The sequence below is a fragment of the Marinobacterium sp. xm-m-312 genome (assembly GCF_013283295.1).
GTDB lineage: Bacteria > Pseudomonadota > Gammaproteobacteria > Pseudomonadales > Balneatricaceae > Marinobacterium_E.
The window spans coordinates 481,189-502,173 of the sequence record NZ_WBYS01000001.1 but is presented as its reverse complement, the minus strand read 5'-3'; the positions used below and the strand labels follow the sequence as shown (position 1 = coordinate 502,173).

The following is a 20,985-nucleotide window of genomic DNA, read 5'->3' as shown; positions in this document are numbered from 1 at the left end:
TCAAGAAAAACATTACGCTAAATGAATTCACATATAGGTTGCTTGTCTTGTTAAGCTTTTGTGCTCAACCTCAACAAGCGCCCACACGCATTACCTGATTAATTGTTAAAGAGCGTGCCACCGATCTCTTGGTGGCTGCTTGAGTACTCGTCTCAAGCGAGGTGCGTATATTACCGACACCCGATTTTTATTCAACCCCTTTTTTGTAAAAAAACACACTTTTTTGAATATTTATTTTTACTGGGTTTGCAGTAATGAAAAACGCACCTTTAATAAGGTGCGTTTTTTGTAGGAGTGGGAGAAAGATCAGCGCTTACGCTTTTTATCTTTCGCTCGCTTCTTCATCTCTTTAATGTGCTGACGATGTCTCTCTTTTTTAGCCTCCTGGCGACCGGAGAGTTTATTCACTCTGCCAGAAAAAGGGTTATCGCCCGTTTTAAATTGGAAGCGAATCGGTGTTCCGCGCACTTTTAGAAGCGAGGTAAAGCGATTCTCAAGATAGCGCTTATAAGAGCCCGGCAGTGCGTTGGTCTGATTTCCATGCACTACAATGATAGGCGGGTTTGAACCACCCTGGTGAGCAAAGCGCAACTTAATACGGCGATTATTGACCGCTGGTGGCTGATGATCAGCTACAACATCTTCAAGCAGACGAGTCAGCTCATTAGTCGACCATTTTTTCATTGCACAACGGTAGGCTTCGTTCACTGACCGATAAAGATCGCCAACACCCGTTCCATGCAGCGCCGAGATGAAGTGGAAACGAGCAAAGGTCGCAAACCCCATGCGGCGCTCTACTTGAGTCTTAACCTTCTCTTTTGCTTCATAGTCCATGCCGTCCCACTTATTCAGTGCAACTACCAGAGCTCGGCCAGAGTCGATCACGAAGCCGAGCATGTTTAGATCTTGCTCAGTGACACCATCACGCGCATCAATGATTGCGACAACAACATTGGCATCTTTGATAGCCTGAAGCGTTTTGATGATTGAGAACTTCTCTACCGCCTCTGTCACTTGACGACGACGGCGAACCCCGGCCGTATCAATTAGAGTGTATGGCTGGCCATCTCGCTCGTATGGAATGTAGATACTGTCTCGAGTCGTCCCGGCATGGTCGTATACCACTACGCGCTCTTCACCAAGCATTCGGTTTACCAGCGTAGATTTACCCACATTAGGGCGACCAACAATGGCGATACGAATATTGCCATCATCTTCCTCTTCCGGCTCTGCGCCCTCTTCAGGGTATGGCACACCGGCTTCATCTAATGTCATATCAATCAACTGACGAACACCGCGACCATGAGCCGCTGCAATGGAGAGCGGATCCCCAATACCCAGCGCATAGAAGTCAGAGCGAGCGATATCAGGATCCAATCCATCGGTCTTATTGACTACAAGGTAGACTTTTTTCTCGTGACGACGCAGATGATCTGCAATCATTTCGTCAGCTGGGTTGATACCTGCACGAGCATCCACAAGGAACAGAACGATATCGGCTTCATCAACTGCTTGAAAAGACTGCTGTGCCATTTCACGGTCAATACCGCTCTCGTCACCCGTGATACCACCAGTATCTATGACAATATAGTCTCGCTCCCCTAGATCACCTTCACCGTACTTACGGTCACGTGTCAATCCAGGAAGATCGGCAACCAGCGCATCACGCGATCTGGTCAAGCGGTTAAACAGGGTCGATTTACCGACATTAGGGCGCCCAATTAGGGCAATTACCGGAAGCATATTGCTCACCTGATTCCAAAAAACAGAAGGCGGCAACCCGCTAGTCAGGTCACCGCCTTATATAAAATTAAAAGGCTTTTGCTATTTTAGCGTTAAAGCACTCAATTTACCCGAGTTACTGAGTACAAATGTTGTATCCCCTACCACGACCGGATCCGCCGTGACAGGTGAACTACCCAAATTGACTCGAGCGATAGGACGTCCGTCGATTTGCGACAGGGCATGTAGGTAACCCAGAGCATCCCCAAAAATTACTTCGTTACCAACCACTACCGGTGCCGATAAGCCTCGATTAGCAAAATCAGAGTTGCGCCAAACACTGGCTGACGACGAGACATCAAAGGCCTCAACCGCTCCCTTTGCATCGACCGCATAGACATTACCAAAACCGACCGCCAGCTCTTGATAAGTAGAGAAGGATTGAGTCCAGACTGTTGACGCCGTGCGCGGGTTGATCGCTACCACACGACCTTGATACCCGCCGGTCAGAATAAGATCGTTTGCTATTGCAAAGCCACCATCCAAATCCATTAGACGCTCAAACTCAGAACGACCCATCGCATCAGCCGCACGAATCTCCCAGGCTGGAATACCTGTTTCGCCCGCCAGTGCGACTACCTTACCGTTAGCAAATCCAGCTACGACACCATCACTCAGCATGAGGGGAGTACCGGTACCACGAAGCGTCAGTGCAGGCTCTTGAGCATCATAGACCCAACGAGATTCACCGGTAATGCGATCAAAGGCGGCTAGCTGACCATTCACCTGCTGAACAACAACCAGTGACGTGCCCACTTGTGGCTGAGCCGTCACTTCGGACTTCAGCTGAGCTCGCCACTGTTCCGAACCATCTTTTGCAGATAGCGCCACCAGTTCAGCGCTATCAAGAACCACTAACGCTAGATCAAACCCTGCACCGACACCTGCACTGATTTCGGCATCCAGGTCAACGCTCCAGTTCAGCGCACCCGATTCCAGCGCATAGGATGAGATTCGTCCTTGCTTATCAGAGATCAGTAACGAATCGTTTGTCACACCTGGCTTAAACTGGTGAAACTCATCCCCAAACGACGCACCCACATCTGCACTCCAAACAAGGTTGAAGGCTTTCTCTTGTTCAAACGCGACCAACTCTTGTGGGCCGGACTCTTTTTCACCAGAAAAAATACCGCAACCAGACAAAAGACTGGTTGCAGCTGCTACAACAAAGGCACGTCTAATGAGATTCATTACGATGCATCTCCAGTCGCTAAATCATCATATTTCAGTTTAATCACCTGCTTGCGCTGAGGATCGGCCGACGCCATTGCCGCTTCATACGAAGCTCTCGCTTCCGAAGCGTTACCCATTGCAGCAGCCACATCTCCCTGAACCTCAGCAAATAGTGATGGGAAATCTGAGCCACTTAACTGTGCTAATGACGCTTTAGCTGCTTCAGCTTGCCCTAATCCTAATTGCACTTTCGCTTTACGGATTGTAGCCAAAGACTTCATATCTAATGGCGAGACTTCACTCGTAATCACATAATCGAGCTGCTCAAGCGCACCTTCTAAATCGCCAGCATTCACTGATACACGAGCTAACACCATTGCCGCCATAGGGGCATAAGCGCTCGATGCATAATCTGCGCGAAGATCTTTCCCAACCTGTATCAAGGACGTAACCGCGGCATCATCCAGTGGCAAAGCGGTTGCGACAGGATTGAGAATCGACTCATACATAGCGGAAGCGTTTGCAGCAAAGTCATCTTGATACTGATTCCAGCCACGCCACCCAAACACAGCAGCCACAGCAATTACGACACCCATGATTAGGGATTTACCGTTCTCTTTCCACCAACTTTTGAGCGCTTCAACCTGCTCTTCTTCTGTACGTAGCTCAGCCACTATACTCTCCAACCTAAAGACTAAATTTACCTTTCAATTCACTGACCAGTGAATCTTGAGCAACTCGAACTTGATCGCCATTACCACGCAGCGGTTTTAAACTCACTTCGGACGCAGCACGCTCATCGTCACCGATAAGAATGGCAAAATCTGCTCCACTCTTATCAGCCTTTTTCATCTGACTTTTAAATCCACCGCCGCCGCAATGCAACTGAACTCGAAGGCCCGCCTCGTGACGAAGCGTTTCAGCAACACTCATCGCGGTCGCTAGATTATCATCCCCCATTCCGATGACATAGACATCGATACGTTGACGAACACTCTCAGGAACCAGTTGCAGCTCTTCAAGGAGAAGAACCAGACGCTCGACACCCATTGCGAAACCGACAGCCGGGGTTGGCTTGCCACCTAATTGACTCACCAGTCCATCGTATCGGCCACCGGCACAGACAGTACCTTGGGCGCCTAACGCATCGGTCACCCACTCAAATACGGTCTTACCGTAGTAGTCTAGACCACGCACCAAGCGAGAATTAACACGGTATTCGATACCCGCAGCCTCGAGCAGTGACTTCAACTGTTCAAAGTGTGCTTTGGACTCTTCGTCGATGTAATCATGAAAATGAGGTGCATCGTTCAATAGCTGCTGGGTGTTTTGATCTTTAGAGTCCAATATTCTGAGTGGATTAGACTCAAGGCGACGCTGACTGTCAGCATCTAGCTGATCTTTACGAGCCGACAGATAGCTGACAAGGTCCTCTTTAAACCGTGCACGAGCTTCAGCTGAACCCAAGGTATTTAATTGAAGCTCAACGGAGTTGATCAACCCTAAGCGCTTCCAAAGTTGAGCACTCATGATGATCACTTCTGCGTCAATATCAGGACCATCCATACCGAAAGCTTCAGCACCTACCTGGTGGAACTGACGATAGCGACCTTTCTGCGGGCGCTCATGACGAAACATTGGACCAGTGTACCAAAGGCGTTGGACTTGATTGTAAAGAAGGCCGTGCTGTTCTGCTGCACGAACACAACTTGCAGTCCCTTCCGGGCGAAGTGTCAAACTATCACCGTTACGATCTTCGAAGGTGTACATTTCCTTCTCAACGATATCGGTTACTTCACCAATTGAGCGTTTGAATAACTCAGTTTGTTCTACGATAGGGGTACGAATCTCAGCATAGCCATAAGCCTGCAGGACCGTTTTTACTTGAGTTTCTAGATACTGCCAGACCGGTGACTGGTCTGGCAGAAGATCATTCATACCACGAATGGCTTGTAGCTTTGCCAATTTTATAACCCGTAATGTGCGATCTAATTATCGCGATAATGTTAAACGGGCTACATTCTTTCTGGTATGAGGTTCTAAATCAACTGTTGAGCCATCAAAAGTTACAGAACTGACTGCATTCGCACGTCCAATGACAATTGAAAACGGGGCTTTACCTTTGATTGTCAGATCCTGTCCTTTTTTTGATAGCCCGTTAAACAGCGCTTCACCGGTAGCATCTTTGATATTCAGCCAACTGACATCGCTAAATTTAATCGTCACACCATCTGAACCACTCGTATTAACAGGTGAAGCGGTCAAGGGTTCGTTAGGCTCGGACTTTTCCGCCGGTTTGGGCTGCTCTGTTTTGACTGGAACGGCCGCCGTTTTAGATTCGAGATCAGGCGTTTCAGCAGGCTTAGGTAGCTCAATCGCTTTGGGCGCTTCAACCACCGCATCTTCATTAGACTCTTGAGTCATTGTTTTGATAGGTATTGAAAGACCCTCAGACTCTCCTGCCAATGGCGGAAGCGCCTGACTGCTCTGCTGCTCTTCAGGTTCAGAACCACCAAACAAACCGGACATCCCAAGTGTCGGCCAATTAATTTGAGAAGCCCCAAAAGCAAGACCTGCTAAAAGAGCCGCAATGATGACCAACCGAAAGAGGAGTGTTAATAGCGAACTTGCACGACGCGGGTTGAGTTTCATCACCGTACCGGCGGTCGCTGAACCCGCTGATTTAATGGCTGAGCGGCGTTTAACAGGCCGCTGACCAATAGCCGCATTGTACTGTTCAACAAAGGTCTCGGGATCCAACCCAACTCGATTACAGTAGTTACGAATATAACCACGCGCAAACACCGGCTGACCCAATTGATCAAGGTCACCCGCTTCAATCGCAGAAAAAACAGCACTGGTTAGCTTCAGATCTCGCTGCAGCGCACCAGCAGAGATACCCAATGATTCACGGGCAGCAATCAGCTTGTGGTTTTCAAATCCTGAGAGGCTATCGCCCAATAGATCATGGTCTGTCACAGGCCAGTATCCTTAAATTTATTATACTCTTCGGAATTCGGATAAAGGTTCTTCAAAAGCAGCGCATAACTTGCCGCTTTTGATGGGTTCCCACTATGTCTGGCTAACCTTACACCAACCCAAAGACTTTTGGCAAAGTGCTGGGTCTCTTGAGCATCAAGTTGCTGTTGAAAGATTGCATAGTGTTGAGCGGCCAGTGAAGCCTGTCCTTTATCTAAGTAAAGATCTGCAAGCTCAATATGAGCCGTCACCCGAAGTGGTGACAGTGTCACTGAACGATTAAAGACGTGCTCCGCAGCGGAATCACGATCGATCAGACGGTAGCAGCGACCCAAGTTTTCAAATGCTTGTGCTCGCTGTGTATAGAAAGGATCTTCAGTTGATCTTGCTAAGGCTTTACAGGCCTCTTCAAACCGCTGCTGAGAAAAAAGAAAGGCGCCATAGTTGTTAAAGATCATGGCAGAGTTAGGGTCTGCTTGAGTGGCTCTTTGAAAATATTGATCGGCCAGTTCTGGTTCACGCTCGGCTTGAAACACCATTGCCAAACCATTCAACGCTGGGGCATAGCCAGGGTCGGCCAAAGCAGCCTGTTGAAGAGACTCTTTTGCCGATGCCGTATCACCCGCCTGGAGATATTGCATACCCAGCTTGGTGTAGGCTGCTAGGGCAGATTGATCTATTCGCCCTTTAGGTTGTTCACTCGATGAAAAAGCGGAACAGCCTGCCAAAGTAATAGAGCAAAAAAGAGTTACTGCTTTGAATAGGGACACAAAATACCGTTTAGAAACTTAAAGTTAGTTTCATTAACGATAGTAGAATAGTGTCAATAAATCTAGCTCGTTTGATTGTGAAGTTCGATGTACTTCGCACTGCGACGAGTCTTATCCTCAACCTGACCGACGAGCTGACCACAAGCCGCATCCACATCATCGCCACGAGTACGGCGAACGGTCGTAAGGATATTCCCTTTCAACATCTCAGACTTAAATGCCTGAATTGCCTGCTCAGAGGGGCGATCGTATCCAGAATTTGGAAAAGGATTAAATGGAATCAGGTTAAGCTTACAAGGCACCTGACGAAGCAACTTAACCAGCTGACGAGCATGCTCACGCTGATCGTTCACACCAGCAATCAGTGTGTACTCGATCGTTGCTACACGTCGATCCGACAGCTTATCGAAATAGCGTTTGACCGAAGCCATTAGCTCTTCGATCGGGTAGCGCTTATTGATAGGCACTAACTGATCACGCAGTTCATTGTTTGGAGCATGCAGAGAGATCGCTAATGAGACATCAGCACCTAACTCAGCAAGCTTGTCGATTTTAGGAACCACACCGGCCGTACTCAGGGTCACACGACGCTTAGAGAGACCATAGGCGTTATCTTCCATCATCAACTGTACTGCATCAAACACAGCATCAAAGTTCATCAGCGGCTCACCCATACCCATTAACACGACGTTGGATACGCGTCGTTCACCACTTGGGTCAAACGGCCCAAAGGAACGGATAGCAACACGAAGCTGAGCGATGATTTCGGCAGCGCTAAGGTTTCGGTTGAAGCCTTGCTTGCCTGTTGAACAGAAGCTGCAGTCCAAAGAACAACCCACCTGTGAAGAGACACAGAGCGTGCGGCGATCCCCTTCAGGAATCAAGACCATCTCAATCGCTGAACCACCATCCATCTGGATGACCCATTTACGGGTACCATCTTTGGACGTTTTATCCAGTAACACCTCTGGCTCACGAATTTCAGCAACCTCAGATAGGCGTTCACGTAGGGCTTTGCTGATGTTCGTCATCTCATCAAACGAACTGGCACCCTGCTGGTGAATCCACTTTAGGACTTGAGTTGCACGAAAACGCTTCTCACCCATCTCCTCAAAGAAATCTTCAAGCTTAGTAGGTGATAGACCGATAAGGTTTACTTTCTGTTCTGCCATGAGCTTTGGACCAAAAAAAAGGCGCCCTCCGATCAACGGAGAGCACCTTGGGCGTCATTATGCGCCGAAGAAGTATTCGATTTCGCGTGCTGCAGAAGTAGCAGAGTCAGAACCGTGTACTGCGTTCGCATCGATAGACTCAGCAAAGTCACGACGGATAGTGCCTTCAGCTGCTTCTTGTGGGTTAGTTGCACCCATTAGTTCACGGTTTTTAGCGATAGCGTTTTCACCTTCAAGAACCTGAACAACAACTGGACCAGACGTCATGAAAGAGACTAGGTCGCCGAAGAAAGGACGCTCTTTGTGCTCTGCGTAGAAACCTTCAGCATCAGCTTGTGAAAGCTGTTTCATCTGCATAGCAGAAACTTTTAGGCCTGCTTTTTCGAAACGAGAAACGATCTCACCGATAACGTTTTTAGCAACAGCATCAGGTTTGATGATAGATAGAGTACGTTCAGTAGCCATGACTGTGTAATCCTTTAATTAAATTATGGGTTAAAATTTGTGCGCGGATTATACGTTATGCGACGAAAGATAAATAGCCCTTCAACCACAACAAAAAAGGCCCGCTTTACGGACCCTTTTCAGAGATGCTTTAGAAGGATCAATGCCCTTCTGATACCTGATTGATGGTGTATTTAGGAATCTCAACAACAAGATCTTCATCACCGACAACGGCCTGGCAACTTAGTCTCGATTCAGGCTCAAGGCCCCAGGCCTTATCGAGCATGTCATCTTCTAACTCGTCGGACTCCTCGAGGCTATCAAAACCCTCACGGACGACGACATGACAAGTAGTGCAAGCACAAGATTTTTCACAAGCGTGCTCAATATGAATATCGTTCGCCAGTGCTGCATCACAGATCGTAACACCCGGCTCCACATCGATCACTTTGCCGTCTGGGCACAACTCTTCATGGGGTAGGAAGATCACTTGAGTCATTACATTTACCTAATCTAATTGATCAACGCGCTGGCCTTGCAACGCTTTTTGGATTGATTGATCCATTCTGCGGGCTGCGAAGAAGTCACTTACTTGGGCGAGATGCTCTACGCCGGACTCTATCGCTTTAGAGCTCGCACCATCACGAAGCGAACGCAGAACGTCAATTTCTGAAAGAAGATCCTGTCGCTCCTGATCGCTCAGCAACTGCTCGCCATCTTCAGCAATCGCCGCTTCAAGCGATACGATTAAACGATCTGCCTCAACCTGCTGTTCACGCAAGGCGCGCCGCTCTTTATCATCTGCAGCAAACTGATAAGAATCCGTTAGCATCTGAGTAATTTCAGAGTCACTCAAACCGTAAGAGGGTTTCACTTGAACCGCACTCTCAATACCGGTTGATAGCTCTTTGGCTGAGACATTCAATAGACCATCCGCATCAACCTGAAAGGTGACTCGGATTTTAGCGGCGCCAGCCGCCATAGGAGGGATACCGCGCAGAGTAAATTGAGCCAGTGATCGGCAGTCATCTACCAACTCACGCTCACCTTGCAGCACATGCACCAACATAGCCGTTTGACCATCTTGGTAGGTTGTAAACTCTTGAGCGCGAGCAACAGGAATCGGCGTATTGCGATGAATTACCTTCTCAACCAAACCACCCATAGTCTCCAACCCTAAAGAGAGAGGGAGCACATCTAACAGCAGCAGCTCTGCATCCGGTTTATTGCCCGCTAAAATATCGGCCTGAAGAGCTGCACCCACCGCCACCACACGATCAGGATCTATGTCGGTATGAGGCTGGCGATTAAAGAACGCCTCGACCCCAGCAACAACGGCTGGCACACGAGTTGAACCACCCACCATCACAACATCGTTGATCTCATCTGGCTTGATGCCCGCATCTTTTAAGGTACGTTTGCAGGCACGAAGCGTTTTCGACACAAGGGGTGCCGTCAACTGTTCAAACTGCTGACGCGTCACCAAAACTTCTTGATCATTAGCCAAGGTTAGAGTGACTGAATCTGAATCCGTCAGTGACTCTTTTGCACGGCGCGCTTGAACCATAAGAGATCGCATAACCGCAGGTGTACGCTCTAGCTCAGGCGCTTGCTCTAGCAACCATTCAGCTAAAGCGTGATCAAAATCATCACCCCCAAGCGCCGAATCTCCACCCGTAGCCAGCACCTCAAACACACCCTTAGTCAGGCGCAGTATAGAGATATCAAAGGTACCGCCACCTAAATCGTAAACCGCTACGACGCCTTTATCCTGTTGATCTAAACCGTAAGCGACCGCTGCCGCAGTAGGCTCATTCAGAAGGCGAAGAACTTTCAAGCCGGCCAGCGTGGCCGCATCTTTGGTGGCCTGACGCTGTGCATCATCAAAGTAGGCTGGAACCGTAATAACAGCCCCTTCAAGCTCACCACCCAAAGATTCGGCAGCACGAGCTGAAAGCGCTTTAAGAATATCCGCAGAGATTTGAACCGGACTCAAATCACCCAAGGCTGTTTTGAGGTAGGGCATCCCCCCCTCGCCTTCTGAAAACTGATAAGGAAGTTGATCGCCTAAAGTTAACACTTCATTTGAGGAGCGACCCATTAAGCGCTTAATGGATTGAATCGTGTTAAATGGATCGTCGCTTACTCTCGACAGCGCTTCAGCACCGACGATGGCACCAGCCTCTGAGTAGTGGACAACCGAGGGCAGCAAATGGCGCCCTGCCTCATCAGAAAGTGTCTCTGCAACACCATTTCTAACCGACGCCACCAGTGAATTAGTGGTGCCTAAATCGATCCCTACCGCCAACTTACGTTGATGGGGATCCAAACTCATTCCGGGCTCTGCAATTTGCAAAAGCGCCATGACTAAAACTCCTCATCGAGGCGATCTTCCATGGCCTCTATCTCAGACAGTAGTTTCTTTAAAAATTGCAGCTTGCGAACAGACTCTTCAGCCGACTCCAAATCACCACCCGCATAAGCCACCTGAAAATGATCAAAGCAGGCTTTTTCCAACTCCACAGTTTGTGACTCTAAAGCTTCTAGAGTAGCGAAAGGGTCTGCTGCTTCGGGCGCTTCAGCTAAGGTTTCGCGAAGCTCCATCTGCTGCATTAAAAAGTCCATTGGCAGCTGCTTTCTTGACTCTTCACCGGTCAGCACACCTTGTAATGAGAGAAGGTACTGTGCACGCGAGAGTGGTGACTTAAGCGTTTCATAGGCGGTGTTGAGGTGAGTACTGTTCTGCACAGCCTGGCGCTGTTCAGCATCACCTTTGTGAGCAAATCGGTCTGGGTGATACTCTTTTTGCAGCTCTCGAAACGCTGTATCGAGGAGTGTACGATCAAGAACAAAACCTGCTTCAAGACCGAAGAGTTCGAAATAGTTTTGAGAAAGATTCAAGAATTAAGCCTTAACCGGTTTAAACATGGAAACTTTCGCCGCAACCACACTCACTGGCGACGTTCGGGTTATTGAACTGAAAGCCTTCGTTGAGCCCCTCTTTGACGAAGTCGAGCTCTGTACCCTCTAGATAGACAAGGCTTTTTGGATCAACAACAACCTTAACGCCCTCAAACTCGTATACAGAGTCTTCACTGTTAAGTTCGTCAACATACTCCAGAACGTACGCCATGCCTGAACATCCTGAGGTCTTAACCCCTAAACGGATACCAATGCCCTTGCCGCGTTTTTCTAAATACTTAGCCACATGGTTAGCAGCTGCTGACGTCATCGAAATTGACATAAAAACCTTCTACCTAAACTGTCTACCAGAGGTTAAATGCGATTACTTCTGCTTGCCGCGGTAATCTTCAATGGCTGCTTTGATTGCATCTTCTGCCAAAACTGAACAGTGAATCTTAACGGGAGGAAGCGCTAGCTCTTCAGCGATTTTAGCATTTTTCAGCTCAGCCGCCTCGTCCAGTGTCATACCTTTGACCCATTCAGTCACTAATGAGCTAGATGCAATGGCAGAGCCACAACCATAGGTTTTAAACTTTGCATCCTCAATCACGCCGTCATCACTGACTTTGATTTGAAGTCTCATTACGTCACCACATGCAGGTGCACCGACCATGCCGGTACCTACGTGTGGATCATCACTTTCCATTTTGCCAACATTACGAGGATTCTCGTAGTGATCAATTACTTTATCGCTGTAAGCCATGCTGATCTCCTCTCACTGAGTATTAGTGATGTACCCACTCAACCTTAGTTAAATCCACACCGTCCTTGTACATATCCCACAAAGGCGATAATTCACGAAGTTTTTCTACGGCCACACGTGCTTGTGCCGCTGCGTAATCCACCTCTTCATCGGTCGTAAATCGACCAAAAGAGAAACGGATCGAGCTGTGCGCCATCTCATCATTGAGGCCCAATGCACGTAGCACGTAAGAGGGCTCAAGGCTTGCTGATGTACAAGCAGAACCAGAAGAGACCGCCAAATCTTTCAGAGACATCAGAAGTGATTCACCCTCAACAAAGGCAAAACTCACATTCAGGTTGCCTGGGTAGCGCTGCTCAACAGAACCATTGATATGAACCTCTTCCATATCGCTGATTTGTGACCAGAAACGATCACGAAGTTCAGCCAAACGCTTATGCTCTTGCTCCATCGATGCTTGAGCAATCGCGCAGGCTTCACCCATACCAACCAACTGGTGAGTTGCCAAAGTACCTGAGCGCATACCGCGCTCATGGCCACCACCATGTATTTGAGCTTCAATACGTACACGTGGCTTACGACGCACATACAGTGCACCGACACCTTTCGGGCCATACATTTTGTGGCCACAAAGTGACATTAGATCGACCTTCATCTCGGCCATATCGATTGGTAACTTGCCAGCACTTTGCGCAGCATCTACGTGGAACAGCACACCGTGCTTACGAGTCAATTCACCGATCGCCGCAATATCAGTAATCGTGCCAATCTCATTGTTGACGTGCATCAGAGAGACAAGAATGGTGTCATCGCGAAGCGCATCTGCCACCATCTGTGGCGTAATCAGACCGTCGCTACCCGGTGTTAGGTAGGTCACTTCATACCCTTCACGCTCTAATTGGCGACAGGTGTCGAGGACCGCTTTGTGCTCAATCTTAGAGGTAATGATGTGCTTACCCTTCTTATGGTAGAAGTGCGCAACACCTTTAATGGCCAAGTTATCCGATTCGGTAGCGCCTGAGGTCCAGACGATTTCACGAGGGTCTGCACCAATCAACTCTGCTACCTGGCGACGGGCAGTCTCAGCCGCCTCTTCCGCCTTCCAACCAAACAGGTGCGAACGTGACGCTGGGTTACCAAAGTTACCATCTGGGGTAAGGCACGCCATCATCTTTTCAGCAACACGAGGGTCCACCGGTGTTGTCGCTGAGTAATCTAGATAGATCGGCAGTTTCATACTCTCTCTCCAAAAACGTTAAACTGAGTTATGGCTCTTATGCGCTGGCAACAGAGGGAATTAACCCGTCAGCTGCCGTACTTTGGCTTTGACGATCTGCAACAGCCATTACATCCCTGCGTTTCAAAAGATCTGCAAGGCTAATATCACTAAGAAAGTTGTGGATCTGATCGCTAAGATCGCTCCACAGATGGTGCGTCAAACAGGTCTCACCGGCCTGACAGTTACCTTGGCTGTTACAGCCTGTAGCATCAATCGATTCATTAACCGCATCGATGATAGATGCTACAGTAATCTGTTCGCACTCCAGATTGAGCAGGTAGCCTCCACCTGGCCCCCGCACACTGGTCACCAGTGCGCACTTACGCAACTTGGCAAAAAGCTGCTCAAGATAGGATAAAGAGATACCCTGTCTTTCAGAAATATCCGCCAAACTGACTGGTCCTTTCTCTTTGTTGAGCGCCAAATCAAGCATCGCGGTTACGGCATATCGCCCTTTGGTTGTAAGTCGCATAAGACCTTCCTACACCCTATTGTGTTAAAGGTATTATCTAAAACCCTACAAAAACAGTCAACTATTAATCCTACAATTTTAGTCAACTATTAATCTTTACGGATTGAGCGATTTATCTTGGTCAAAATGCCACGCAAAATATTGACCTCTACTTTGTCTGGTACCGCCCTTAGTAGCAGTCTTCTTAACCGAGTCATTAACTGTCTTGGATTATCAGGCTCGAGAAACTTAATATCAATCAGTGTCTGCTCAAGATGATTAAACATCAGCTCAATCTCTTTTTGATCTGCCAACTCAATATCCCAATCCACACCCCATTGCGGCGCTTCTTCAACCACCGACTCTTGCAGCGCCATGCGCAGTTCATACGCGATCACCTGCACAGCTGCGCCGACATTTAATGAGCTAAAATCGGGATTGGTCGGAATATGAACATGCAGATGACAAGCGTGCAGCTCTTCATTGGTTAAGCCACGATCTTCACGACCAAACAGAATAGCTACTTTGAAATCATCTGAAGAGTGGGAGAGTCGCTCTGAAACCTGAGCTGATAACTCTCTAGGGTTAACGATCGGCCAAGGGATGTGACGACCTCGAGCACTGGTGCCCACCACCAACTGACAATCCGCAACTGCTTCCTGTAACGACTCAACGACCAGTGCAGATTCAAGAATATCATCCGCTCTCGAAGAGCGAGCATTGGCTTCAGGGTGAGGAAAGAGTTTGGGCTCTACCAGACAGAGTTCAGACAGCCCCATATTCTTCATAGCACGCGCAGCAGCACCAATGTTCCCTGGGTGGGTGGTATTAACTAACACGATTCGGATTTTATCTAACATCTGTCTCTCCCTGAGCGGGCGTGATTCTAACAGATGACGCCATGAATCACATCTGCTCGATAGTAGCGGTTTTGTAGCGGTCTGAGGTATAATGAAATTCGCTCTTTTAACAATTCCGGATACTTACTGATGCAACCAATGGTTAACATCGCCCTACGGGCTGCCCGTCAGGCTAGTGAACAGATCACTCACGCTTTAGAACGTCTCGACCTCATTAAAAGCGAGCAGTCGAGTGTCGCTACTTTTTTAAGCGATACGTGCAAAAACGTTGAACGCACTATTGCGTTTAACATCCAAAAAGCGAACCCACACCACAGCATCTTCGGTGAGTATTCAGGTGAGTACCCAGCTCAAGAAGAGGGCCCTAACCCTTGTGAGTGGCGAGTACACCCTATCGACAGTGTTGTTCACTTTTCAAACGCAATCCCCTCTTTTGCGCTGTGCATTACTGGAACTATCCGCGGTAAAGTTGAACACGCACTGATTCTTAACCCCATTACCGGTGAAGAGTTTACTGCGAGCAACGGTCAAGGCGCACAGCTAAACGGCAAACGCCTTCGTGTCAGCAACAGCAAAGCGCTTGATAGCACTCTGATCGGAACCGGTTTCTTGGGTCGTCCTTCAGACAAGAGCAACCTTGATCTACAACTGAACATTAACCGCGCATTGATTGAAGCGAACGCTGACATTTTCAGCACCGGTTCTGTCGCACTGAATCTAGCTTACACTGCAGCCGGTCGAATTGACGGCGTTGTTCAGAAAGGCGTGGTGGCAGAAGAGATCGATGCAGGCCTACTCATTCTTCGCGAAGCGGGTGGCCTATCGGCTGATTTTACAGGCGGAACTGACATCCGCGGCAAAGGTGAGCTGATCGCCGCTAACCCGAAACTGTTTAAAGCACTGGTTACCAAGGTTCATAGCCTTAAATAATCATTCTAAAGGCGGGTTGATCCCGCCTCTGTTTTTTCTATACTGGGTGTTCTAAAAACAAAAAGAACACAACAGTGAACGCTCAATCGATATTTACCGCTTCGTCCAGCAACAGCGATCCCGAACTGGCCGTGAAAGAGCTGAAACATCAGCTCAACGATCCCTCAATTCAATTTGTACTGTTCTTCTGTTCAGCCTCTTTCAATCTTGCGAAGTTGGGCTATGCATTAAACGAACAGTTTCATGACATTGGCATTTCAGGCTGCACGACAGCCGGAGAGATAACCCCTAACGGCTATGAGCGCGGGTCGATTACAGCCATTGGTTTCTCTAACCAGGATTTTTGTGTTCAAGTCGGCTCCGTGCAGAACCTGAAACGCTTCACTCTAGGCGATGCTCAAACCATGCTGGATCAGTTGCGGTCACAGTGCACCCTTTCAAGCGCTGCACTGAACGGCTTTGCCATTACTTTGGTTGATGGCCTTTCAATTGACGAAGAGATCTTTCTTGCCACCCTCAACTCTGCACTTGGCTCAATCCCCAGCTTTGGCGGATCGGCGGGTGATGACGTCAATCTAGCCACCACCCATGTCTTTTTTGACGGTGATTTCCATACCGACGCGGCGGCCGTTTTGATGGTCAATACACGATTTGAGTTTGAGGTTTTTACAACCCACCACCTACTCCCAACCGATAACAAGTTTGTGGTGACGGACGCTGAACCGCAAAACAGAAAAGTCAATGAACTCAATGCCGACCTAGCGGCGACCGAGTATGCCGATGCACTTGAGCTATCAGTCGATCAGTTAAATAACGATATCTGCACACTCAACCCCTTGGCTGTCAAAATTGGTGAGCAGTATTTTATTCGCTCCATCCAATCCATTGAGCCCGATTCCAGCCTGACGTTCTTTTGCGCAATGGAGAATGGCATCGCGTTAACACTGATGCAGCCCAAGGATTTAAAAGAGAATCTGATCGATCTATTCAATGGCATTGAGAGTCGCATTGGAAAACCACAGATAGTGATTGGCTGCGACTGTTTTTTACGACGCAGGGAAGCCGAACTTAAAGGTGAAGATCAGCAGGTTTCAGAACTTCTAAAAGCCTTTAATGTGATTGGTTTGAACACCTACGGTGAGCAATTCTCAGGCATGCATATTAACCAAACTTTTACTGCAGTCGCCATCGGACAGAGACGGTTGAATGAGTCAGTCTGAGTTAGACGCTGCGCAGAAAGAGAACGCAAAGCTGCGCAAGATCAACCAAGCGCTGATAGAGCGACTGGAGTCAGGCGCCGTTCAACTGGCAAACCCCTACTCCGCCTTTGAGCATTCCGTTACGCTTGCTGAACAGGTCAGAGAGCGCACCGATGCACTGAACCAAGCGCTGGAAAAGCTTAACCTAAGCCATAGAGAGCTGAGTCAAGCCAACCAAGTCGCCGAGCAAGCCAATCTCTCAAAAACGAAATTCCTAGCGGCCGTTAGCCATGATCTACTGCAACCTCTGAATGCCGCCAGACTGTTCGCCACCACTCTCGCCGAGCAACCCTTGGATGATCGTCCAAAGTCACTGGTAGATTCGATGACTCGTTCACTCAACGATGTAGAGAACCTTTTGAGAACGCTGGTCGATATCTCCAAGTTGGATGCAGGCGTTGTCCATGCGGATAAAACCAATATCAGAGTTGCACCGATTTTGGAGCAACTCTCAACGGAGTTTGAGGCTGCGGCTCAACATGCCGGACTGAAGTTTAAACATCGAACCTGTAACGCTTGGGTACACAGTGACTCGCTGCTACTGATTCGATTACTGCGCAATCTTCTGACCAACGCGATCCGCTATACCAAAACAGGCGGCGTCCTACTCTCCGCAAGGCAACGTGGTGACAAATTGCTGATACAGGTATGGGACACTGGTGAGGGAATTAGCCAAGAGGATCAGAAGAGCATCTTTGATGAGTTCAAACGACTACCCAATGCGGACAAAGCGCACGATAAAGGGTTAGGGCTTGGCCTATCGATCGTCGATAAAATTGCAAAGGTGTTAAACCATACGTTGACTGTGACATCGACACTGGGCAAAGGATCAGTCTTCAGCCTTGAGATCCCAATTTTAAATAGAGCACAGGAGCCGGCTAACGATCCATCCACCCTCCATCCTTCTCTCTCCTCATCCCTTCAGGGTAAACAGATCCTCGTGGTCGATAACGATGCGACCATTTGTGAAGCCATGAGTCAGCTTCTCACACACTGGGGGGCTAATGTCGCGACCTCACTGAACGGTGAAGCCTTAGGGGATAAGATCGATCTGGGAAGCGTTGATCTGTTAATCGTAGATTACCATCTGGATCAGGGTACCGGCATCGATCTAGCAAAGCGTTTACTTGAGCAGAGCTCCATCGATATTCCTGTACTGGTCGTGACGGCCAACCATAGCCAGAGTCTCAATGAGACGATTCGACAAGAGGGTTTTAGCCTGCTGCACAAACCGCTAAAGCCTTTACTCTTTAGGCAGCGCTTGCGACAGCTGTTGGGCTAGAGATAGATCGAAAAGTCTATGGAAGAGGCTTGATTAGCCGCCTGAACACGGTTATCGACACCCAATCGACGCAGTATTTCAGAGACGTGCGTTTTAATCGTGCTCTCTGAAAGGTTTAACTCATCACCAATCTGTTTGTTTGAGCGCCCTTGGGCAAGCTGCTCTAACACCAAAAGCTGTTTTCGAGTCAGCGCCCTCAGCGTATCGTGAAGCTGATGACTACTATTCTGCTGAGGTGACGCTTGGCGCAACAGCTCTGCAGGCATGTAGAGATCACCCGCCAGTATTTGCTCTATCGCCTTACCGAGGGCCTGCTTAGGCAGAGACTTGGGCACATAACCCACGGCTCCAAGTGCTAAAGCTTGCAGTACTAGTTGTTTATTCTCCTCTGCGGAGACAATGGCAACCGCAACATCGGGATGGTGAGATCGAATGTGTTGCAGTCCTGATAAACCTTGAACCCCAGGCATATTAAGATCCAATAGAACCAGGTCCGGCTGCTGCGCTTCAATGAGTTGATCAACCTCGCTGAATTGACCGCACTCGGCGACTTGCTCATCGGGGTAGAGGTCGATTAAAACATTAACGACCGCCTCTCTATAGAGGGGGTGATCATCAACGACTAGGAACTGGTAAGAAGGCATAGGTTTAAGCGTCTCGAATCATGCCAATGTGAGCAATACCGCACTCATCGTAGACTTCACCATAGGATTGAAAACCAAAGCGCTGATAAAACGCCTCGACGGGTAGTTGTGCCGACAAGCGAATAGCGACACCCGGCGCGAGGGTCTCCAGTATATGAATCGCCTCTTCTGTTAGGGTGTTTGCAAACCCTTTTCCCCGTTCGGCTTTGGGAACTAGGACCCTACCGATCGAGGATTCAGCATAGACTTGGTTGGGTAAGAAGAGTCGTGCATAGGCAACCAGTTCACCGGCTCTGTTTTCTAACCAGAGGTGCTGCGCAATCTGATCTTTATCATCCAGATCTTCACATTGACAGCTCTGCTCTAAGAAAAAAACGTTCGAGCGGTGTTTCATGATCTTGTAAAGCTGATCAATCGATAGCTCGTCAAAAGTTTTGAGAAAACGTTTTGTGGTCACTGACTACTCCTTGAAAGTAGTTCGATTCTATCACTACTTTCCCGCACACCACATTGCTCTTTCAAAAACGGTACTTTAGTACCAATTAAAAAGAGCCTTATGGCCGATAGGGGATCTTATCGAAACTCTTCATAGTGAGGTCAGGCTAATCAATAGCCCCTCGACTAAAAAAAACAAATGAGGATTCTTCGATGATCTATGCAAATCCAGGCAGCGCAGGCGCTGTTGTCTCTTTCAAAGCAAAATACGGCAACTACATCGGCGGCCAATGGGTAGAACCAGTTAAAGGCCAATACTTCACAAACCACACTCCTGTAAACGGTGAAGCGATTTGTGAAATCCCACGTTCGACTGAAGAGGATATCAACCTAGCGATTGATGCTGCTGAAGCAGCTAAAGATGCATGGGGCACAACCCCTGTTACAGAACGCTCTAACCTACTGTTAAAAATTGCTGACGTTATCGATGCAAACAGTGAAATGCTGGCGGTTGCTGAAACTTGGGACAACGGTAAAGCCGTTCGTGAAACCCTAGCAGCCGATATCCCACTCTCTTCTGACCACTTCCGTTACTTTGCCGGCTGTATTCGTGCACAAGAGGGAAGCATTGGTGAAATTGATAATAAAACGGTTGCCTACCACTTCCACGAGCCACTGGGCGTGGTTGGACAGATTATCCCATGGAACTTCCCACTACTGATGGCTGCCTGGAAACTGGCACCAGCTCTTGCCGCCGGTAACTGTGTGGTTCTTAAGCCTGCAGAGCAGACTCCTGCCTCAATTTTGGTTCTAATGGAGCTGATTGGCGATCTTCTACCAGCGGGCGTACTTAATATTGTAAACGGCTTTGGTGAAGAGGCCGGTCAGGCATTGGCTAGCAGCAAACGCATTGCGAAGATTGCCTTCACAGGCTCTACGCCTGTTGGCTCACACATCATGAAGTGTGCAGCCGAAAACATTATTCCATCAACCACTGAGCTAGGCGGCAAATCACCTAACATCTACTTCTCGGATGTTATGAACGCTGAACCTGAATTTGTCAGCAAAGCCGTTGAGGGTGCGGTACTAGCCTTCTTTAACCAGGGTGAAGTGTGTACCTGTCCATCACGTCTTCTTGTACAAGAAGATATTGCAGACGAGTTCCTTGCGATGGTGGTTGAACGCGCTAAACAGATCAAACGTGGTAACCCACTGGATACTGACACCATGGTGGGTGCTCAGGCATCACAAGAGCAGTTCGATCGCATTCTTAACTACCTACAGATCGGTCGTGATGAGGGTGCAGAGGTATTGATGGGTGGTGACGTTCACGCAGTGGATGGCGATCTATCCAAAGGCTACTACATCCAACCAACTCTTCTTAAAGGCAGCAATGACATGCGCGTCTTCCAAGAGGAGATCTTTGGACCGGTTGTCTCAGTCTGTACCTTCAAAGACGAAGCGGAAGCACTGGCAATCGCTAACGATACCACTTTCGGTCTTGGTGCTGGTGTATGGACACGCGATAGCAACGTTCAATACCGTATGGGTCGCGGCATTCAAGCCGGTCGTGTATGGATGAACTGTTACCACCTCTACCCTGCTCACGCAGCATTTGGTGGATACAAGAAATCAGGTGTTGGCCGTGAAACGCACAAGATGATGCTGGATCACTACCAACAGACCAAGAACATGCTTATCAGTTACGACATTAACCCACTGGGTTTCTTCTAACGCTTCCAAAGTGCTTGCCCCCGCCAGGGGGCTTTTTTATTCCCAGGATGGGATGTATCCAGCGGTTTCAGGGATGAAATAGAGCTGGGCATATCCAGGATGGGATGTATCCAGCGGTTTCACG

Annotated in this window: 22 protein-coding genes; 4 read left to right on the top strand and 18 right to left on the bottom strand. The window is 48.5% G+C overall.

The features are described 5' to 3' along the window. Positions 1–306: 306 nt before the first annotated feature. The 16 genes from der to XMM312_RS02550 form a co-directional block, all read right to left on the bottom strand. Entirely contained in the window at positions 307–1,743 is a 1,437-nt protein-coding gene (gene der / locus XMM312_RS02625) for a ribosome biogenesis GTPase Der (protein WP_173480725.1), read from the bottom strand. 81 nt (positions 1,744–1,824) lie between these two features. Next, on the bottom strand, positions 1,825–2,973 hold the full coding sequence (gene bamB / locus XMM312_RS02620) for an outer membrane protein assembly factor BamB (RefSeq protein ID WP_173480724.1): 1,149 nt from the start codon (positions 2,971–2,973) through the stop codon (positions 1,825–1,827). Continuing rightward, entirely contained in the window at positions 2,973–3,629 is a 657-nt protein-coding gene (locus XMM312_RS02615) for a tetratricopeptide repeat protein (protein WP_173483754.1), read from the bottom strand. Before XMM312_RS02615 ends, bamB begins: the two co-directional genes overlap by 1 nt. A 13-nt stretch (positions 3,630–3,642) precedes the next feature. Next, positions 3,643–4,920, bottom strand: a complete 1,278-nt coding sequence (hisS, locus tag XMM312_RS02610; RefSeq protein ID WP_173480722.1) for a histidine--tRNA ligase — start codon at positions 4,918–4,920, stop codon at positions 3,643–3,645. Positions 4,921–4,947: 27 nt separating this feature from the next. After that, positions 4,948–5,934 (bottom strand): RodZ domain-containing protein, encoded by a 987-nt coding sequence (locus tag XMM312_RS02605; RefSeq protein WP_173488647.1) that lies wholly within the window; start codon positions 5,932–5,934, stop codon positions 4,948–4,950. Beyond that, positions 5,931–6,704 carry a type IV pilus biogenesis/stability protein PilW gene (gene pilW, locus XMM312_RS02600; protein WP_217363716.1) on the bottom strand — a complete coding sequence of 258 codons (774 nt, stop codon included), beginning with the start codon at positions 6,702–6,704 and terminating at the stop codon, positions 5,931–5,933. The genes XMM312_RS02605 and pilW overlap by 4 nt, the downstream gene beginning before the upstream one ends. 62 nt (positions 6,705–6,766) lie before the next feature. Further along, a complete protein-coding gene (rlmN, locus tag XMM312_RS02595; RefSeq protein ID WP_173480720.1) occupies positions 6,767–7,876 on the bottom strand; it encodes a 23S rRNA (adenine(2503)-C(2))-methyltransferase RlmN in 1,110 nt (369 codons plus the stop codon). Positions 7,877–7,933: 57 nt separating this feature from the next. Then, positions 7,934–8,341 (bottom strand): nucleoside-diphosphate kinase, encoded by a 408-nt coding sequence (ndk, locus tag XMM312_RS02590; protein WP_169450197.1) that lies wholly within the window; start codon positions 8,339–8,341, stop codon positions 7,934–7,936. Positions 8,342–8,480: 139 nt separating this feature from the next. Further along, complete coding sequence (gene fdx / locus XMM312_RS02585; protein WP_173480719.1) at positions 8,481–8,819, bottom strand: ISC system 2Fe-2S type ferredoxin; 339 nt, start codon at positions 8,817–8,819, stop codon at positions 8,481–8,483. 9 nt (positions 8,820–8,828) lie between these two features. Beyond that, positions 8,829–10,685 (bottom strand): Fe-S protein assembly chaperone HscA, encoded by a 1,857-nt coding sequence (gene hscA / locus XMM312_RS02580; RefSeq protein ID WP_173483756.1) that lies wholly within the window; start codon positions 10,683–10,685, stop codon positions 8,829–8,831. 2 nt (positions 10,686–10,687) lie between these two features. Continuing rightward, complete coding sequence (gene hscB, locus XMM312_RS02575) at positions 10,688–11,221, bottom strand: Fe-S protein assembly co-chaperone HscB (RefSeq protein ID WP_173480717.1); 534 nt, start codon at positions 11,219–11,221, stop codon at positions 10,688–10,690. A gap of 19 nt (positions 11,222–11,240) precedes the next feature. Beyond that, a complete protein-coding gene (gene iscA, locus XMM312_RS02570; RefSeq protein ID WP_173480716.1) occupies positions 11,241–11,564 on the bottom strand; it encodes an iron-sulfur cluster assembly protein IscA in 324 nt (107 codons plus the stop codon). 42 nt (positions 11,565–11,606) lie between these two features. Further along, positions 11,607–11,987, bottom strand: a complete 381-nt coding sequence (gene iscU, locus XMM312_RS02565; protein WP_173480715.1) for a Fe-S cluster assembly scaffold IscU — start codon at positions 11,985–11,987, stop codon at positions 11,607–11,609. Positions 11,988–12,009: 22 nt separating this feature from the next. Then, on the bottom strand, positions 12,010–13,224 hold the full coding sequence (locus XMM312_RS02560; protein ID WP_173480714.1) for an IscS subfamily cysteine desulfurase: 1,215 nt from the start codon (positions 13,222–13,224) through the stop codon (positions 12,010–12,012). Positions 13,225–13,261: 37 nt separating this feature from the next. After that, complete coding sequence (gene iscR, locus XMM312_RS02555; protein WP_173480713.1) at positions 13,262–13,738, bottom strand: Fe-S cluster assembly transcriptional regulator IscR; 477 nt, start codon at positions 13,736–13,738, stop codon at positions 13,262–13,264. Positions 13,739–13,827: 89 nt separating this feature from the next. Then, positions 13,828–14,577 (bottom strand): RNA methyltransferase, encoded by a 750-nt coding sequence (locus XMM312_RS02550; RefSeq protein ID WP_173480712.1) that lies wholly within the window; start codon positions 14,575–14,577, stop codon positions 13,828–13,830. A 129-nt stretch (positions 14,578–14,706) separates the two neighbouring features. On the opposite strand from XMM312_RS02550, the gene XMM312_RS02545 reads away from it, so the two are divergent. The 3 genes from XMM312_RS02545 (at position 14,707) to XMM312_RS02535 (ending at position 18,048) form a co-directional block, all read left to right on the top strand. Beyond that, positions 14,707–15,507, top strand: coding sequence for an inositol monophosphatase family protein (locus XMM312_RS02545; RefSeq protein WP_254442795.1), 801 nt, complete (start codon positions 14,707–14,709; stop codon positions 15,505–15,507). 74 nt (positions 15,508–15,581) lie between these two features. Further along, entirely contained in the window at positions 15,582–16,727 is a 1,146-nt protein-coding gene (gene nosP / locus XMM312_RS02540) for a nitric oxide-sensing protein NosP (RefSeq protein ID WP_173488646.1), read from the top strand. Beyond that, the gene (locus tag XMM312_RS02535) at positions 16,714–18,048 is read left to right on the top strand and encodes a hybrid sensor histidine kinase/response regulator (protein ID WP_173483758.1); all 1,335 of its coding nucleotides are present in this window, start codon (positions 16,714–16,716) and stop codon (positions 18,046–18,048) included. The genes nosP and XMM312_RS02535 overlap by 14 nt, the downstream gene beginning before the upstream one ends. Here XMM312_RS02535 and XMM312_RS02530 read toward each other — a convergent pair. After that, entirely contained in the window at positions 18,045–18,692 is a 648-nt protein-coding gene (locus XMM312_RS02530; protein WP_173480709.1) for a response regulator transcription factor, read from the bottom strand. The genes XMM312_RS02535 and XMM312_RS02530 overlap by 4 nt on opposite strands. 4 nt (positions 18,693–18,696) lie before the next feature. Continuing rightward, complete coding sequence (locus XMM312_RS02525; protein WP_173483759.1) at positions 18,697–19,149, bottom strand: GNAT family N-acetyltransferase; 453 nt, start codon at positions 19,147–19,149, stop codon at positions 18,697–18,699. Positions 19,150–19,340: 191 nt separating this feature from the next. Between XMM312_RS02525 and XMM312_RS02520 the strand changes: the two genes are divergently transcribed. Then, positions 19,341–20,861, top strand: a complete 1,521-nt coding sequence (locus tag XMM312_RS02520; RefSeq protein ID WP_173488645.1) for an aldehyde dehydrogenase family protein — start codon at positions 19,341–19,343, stop codon at positions 20,859–20,861. The last annotated feature ends 124 nt before the right edge of the window (positions 20,862–20,985 follow it).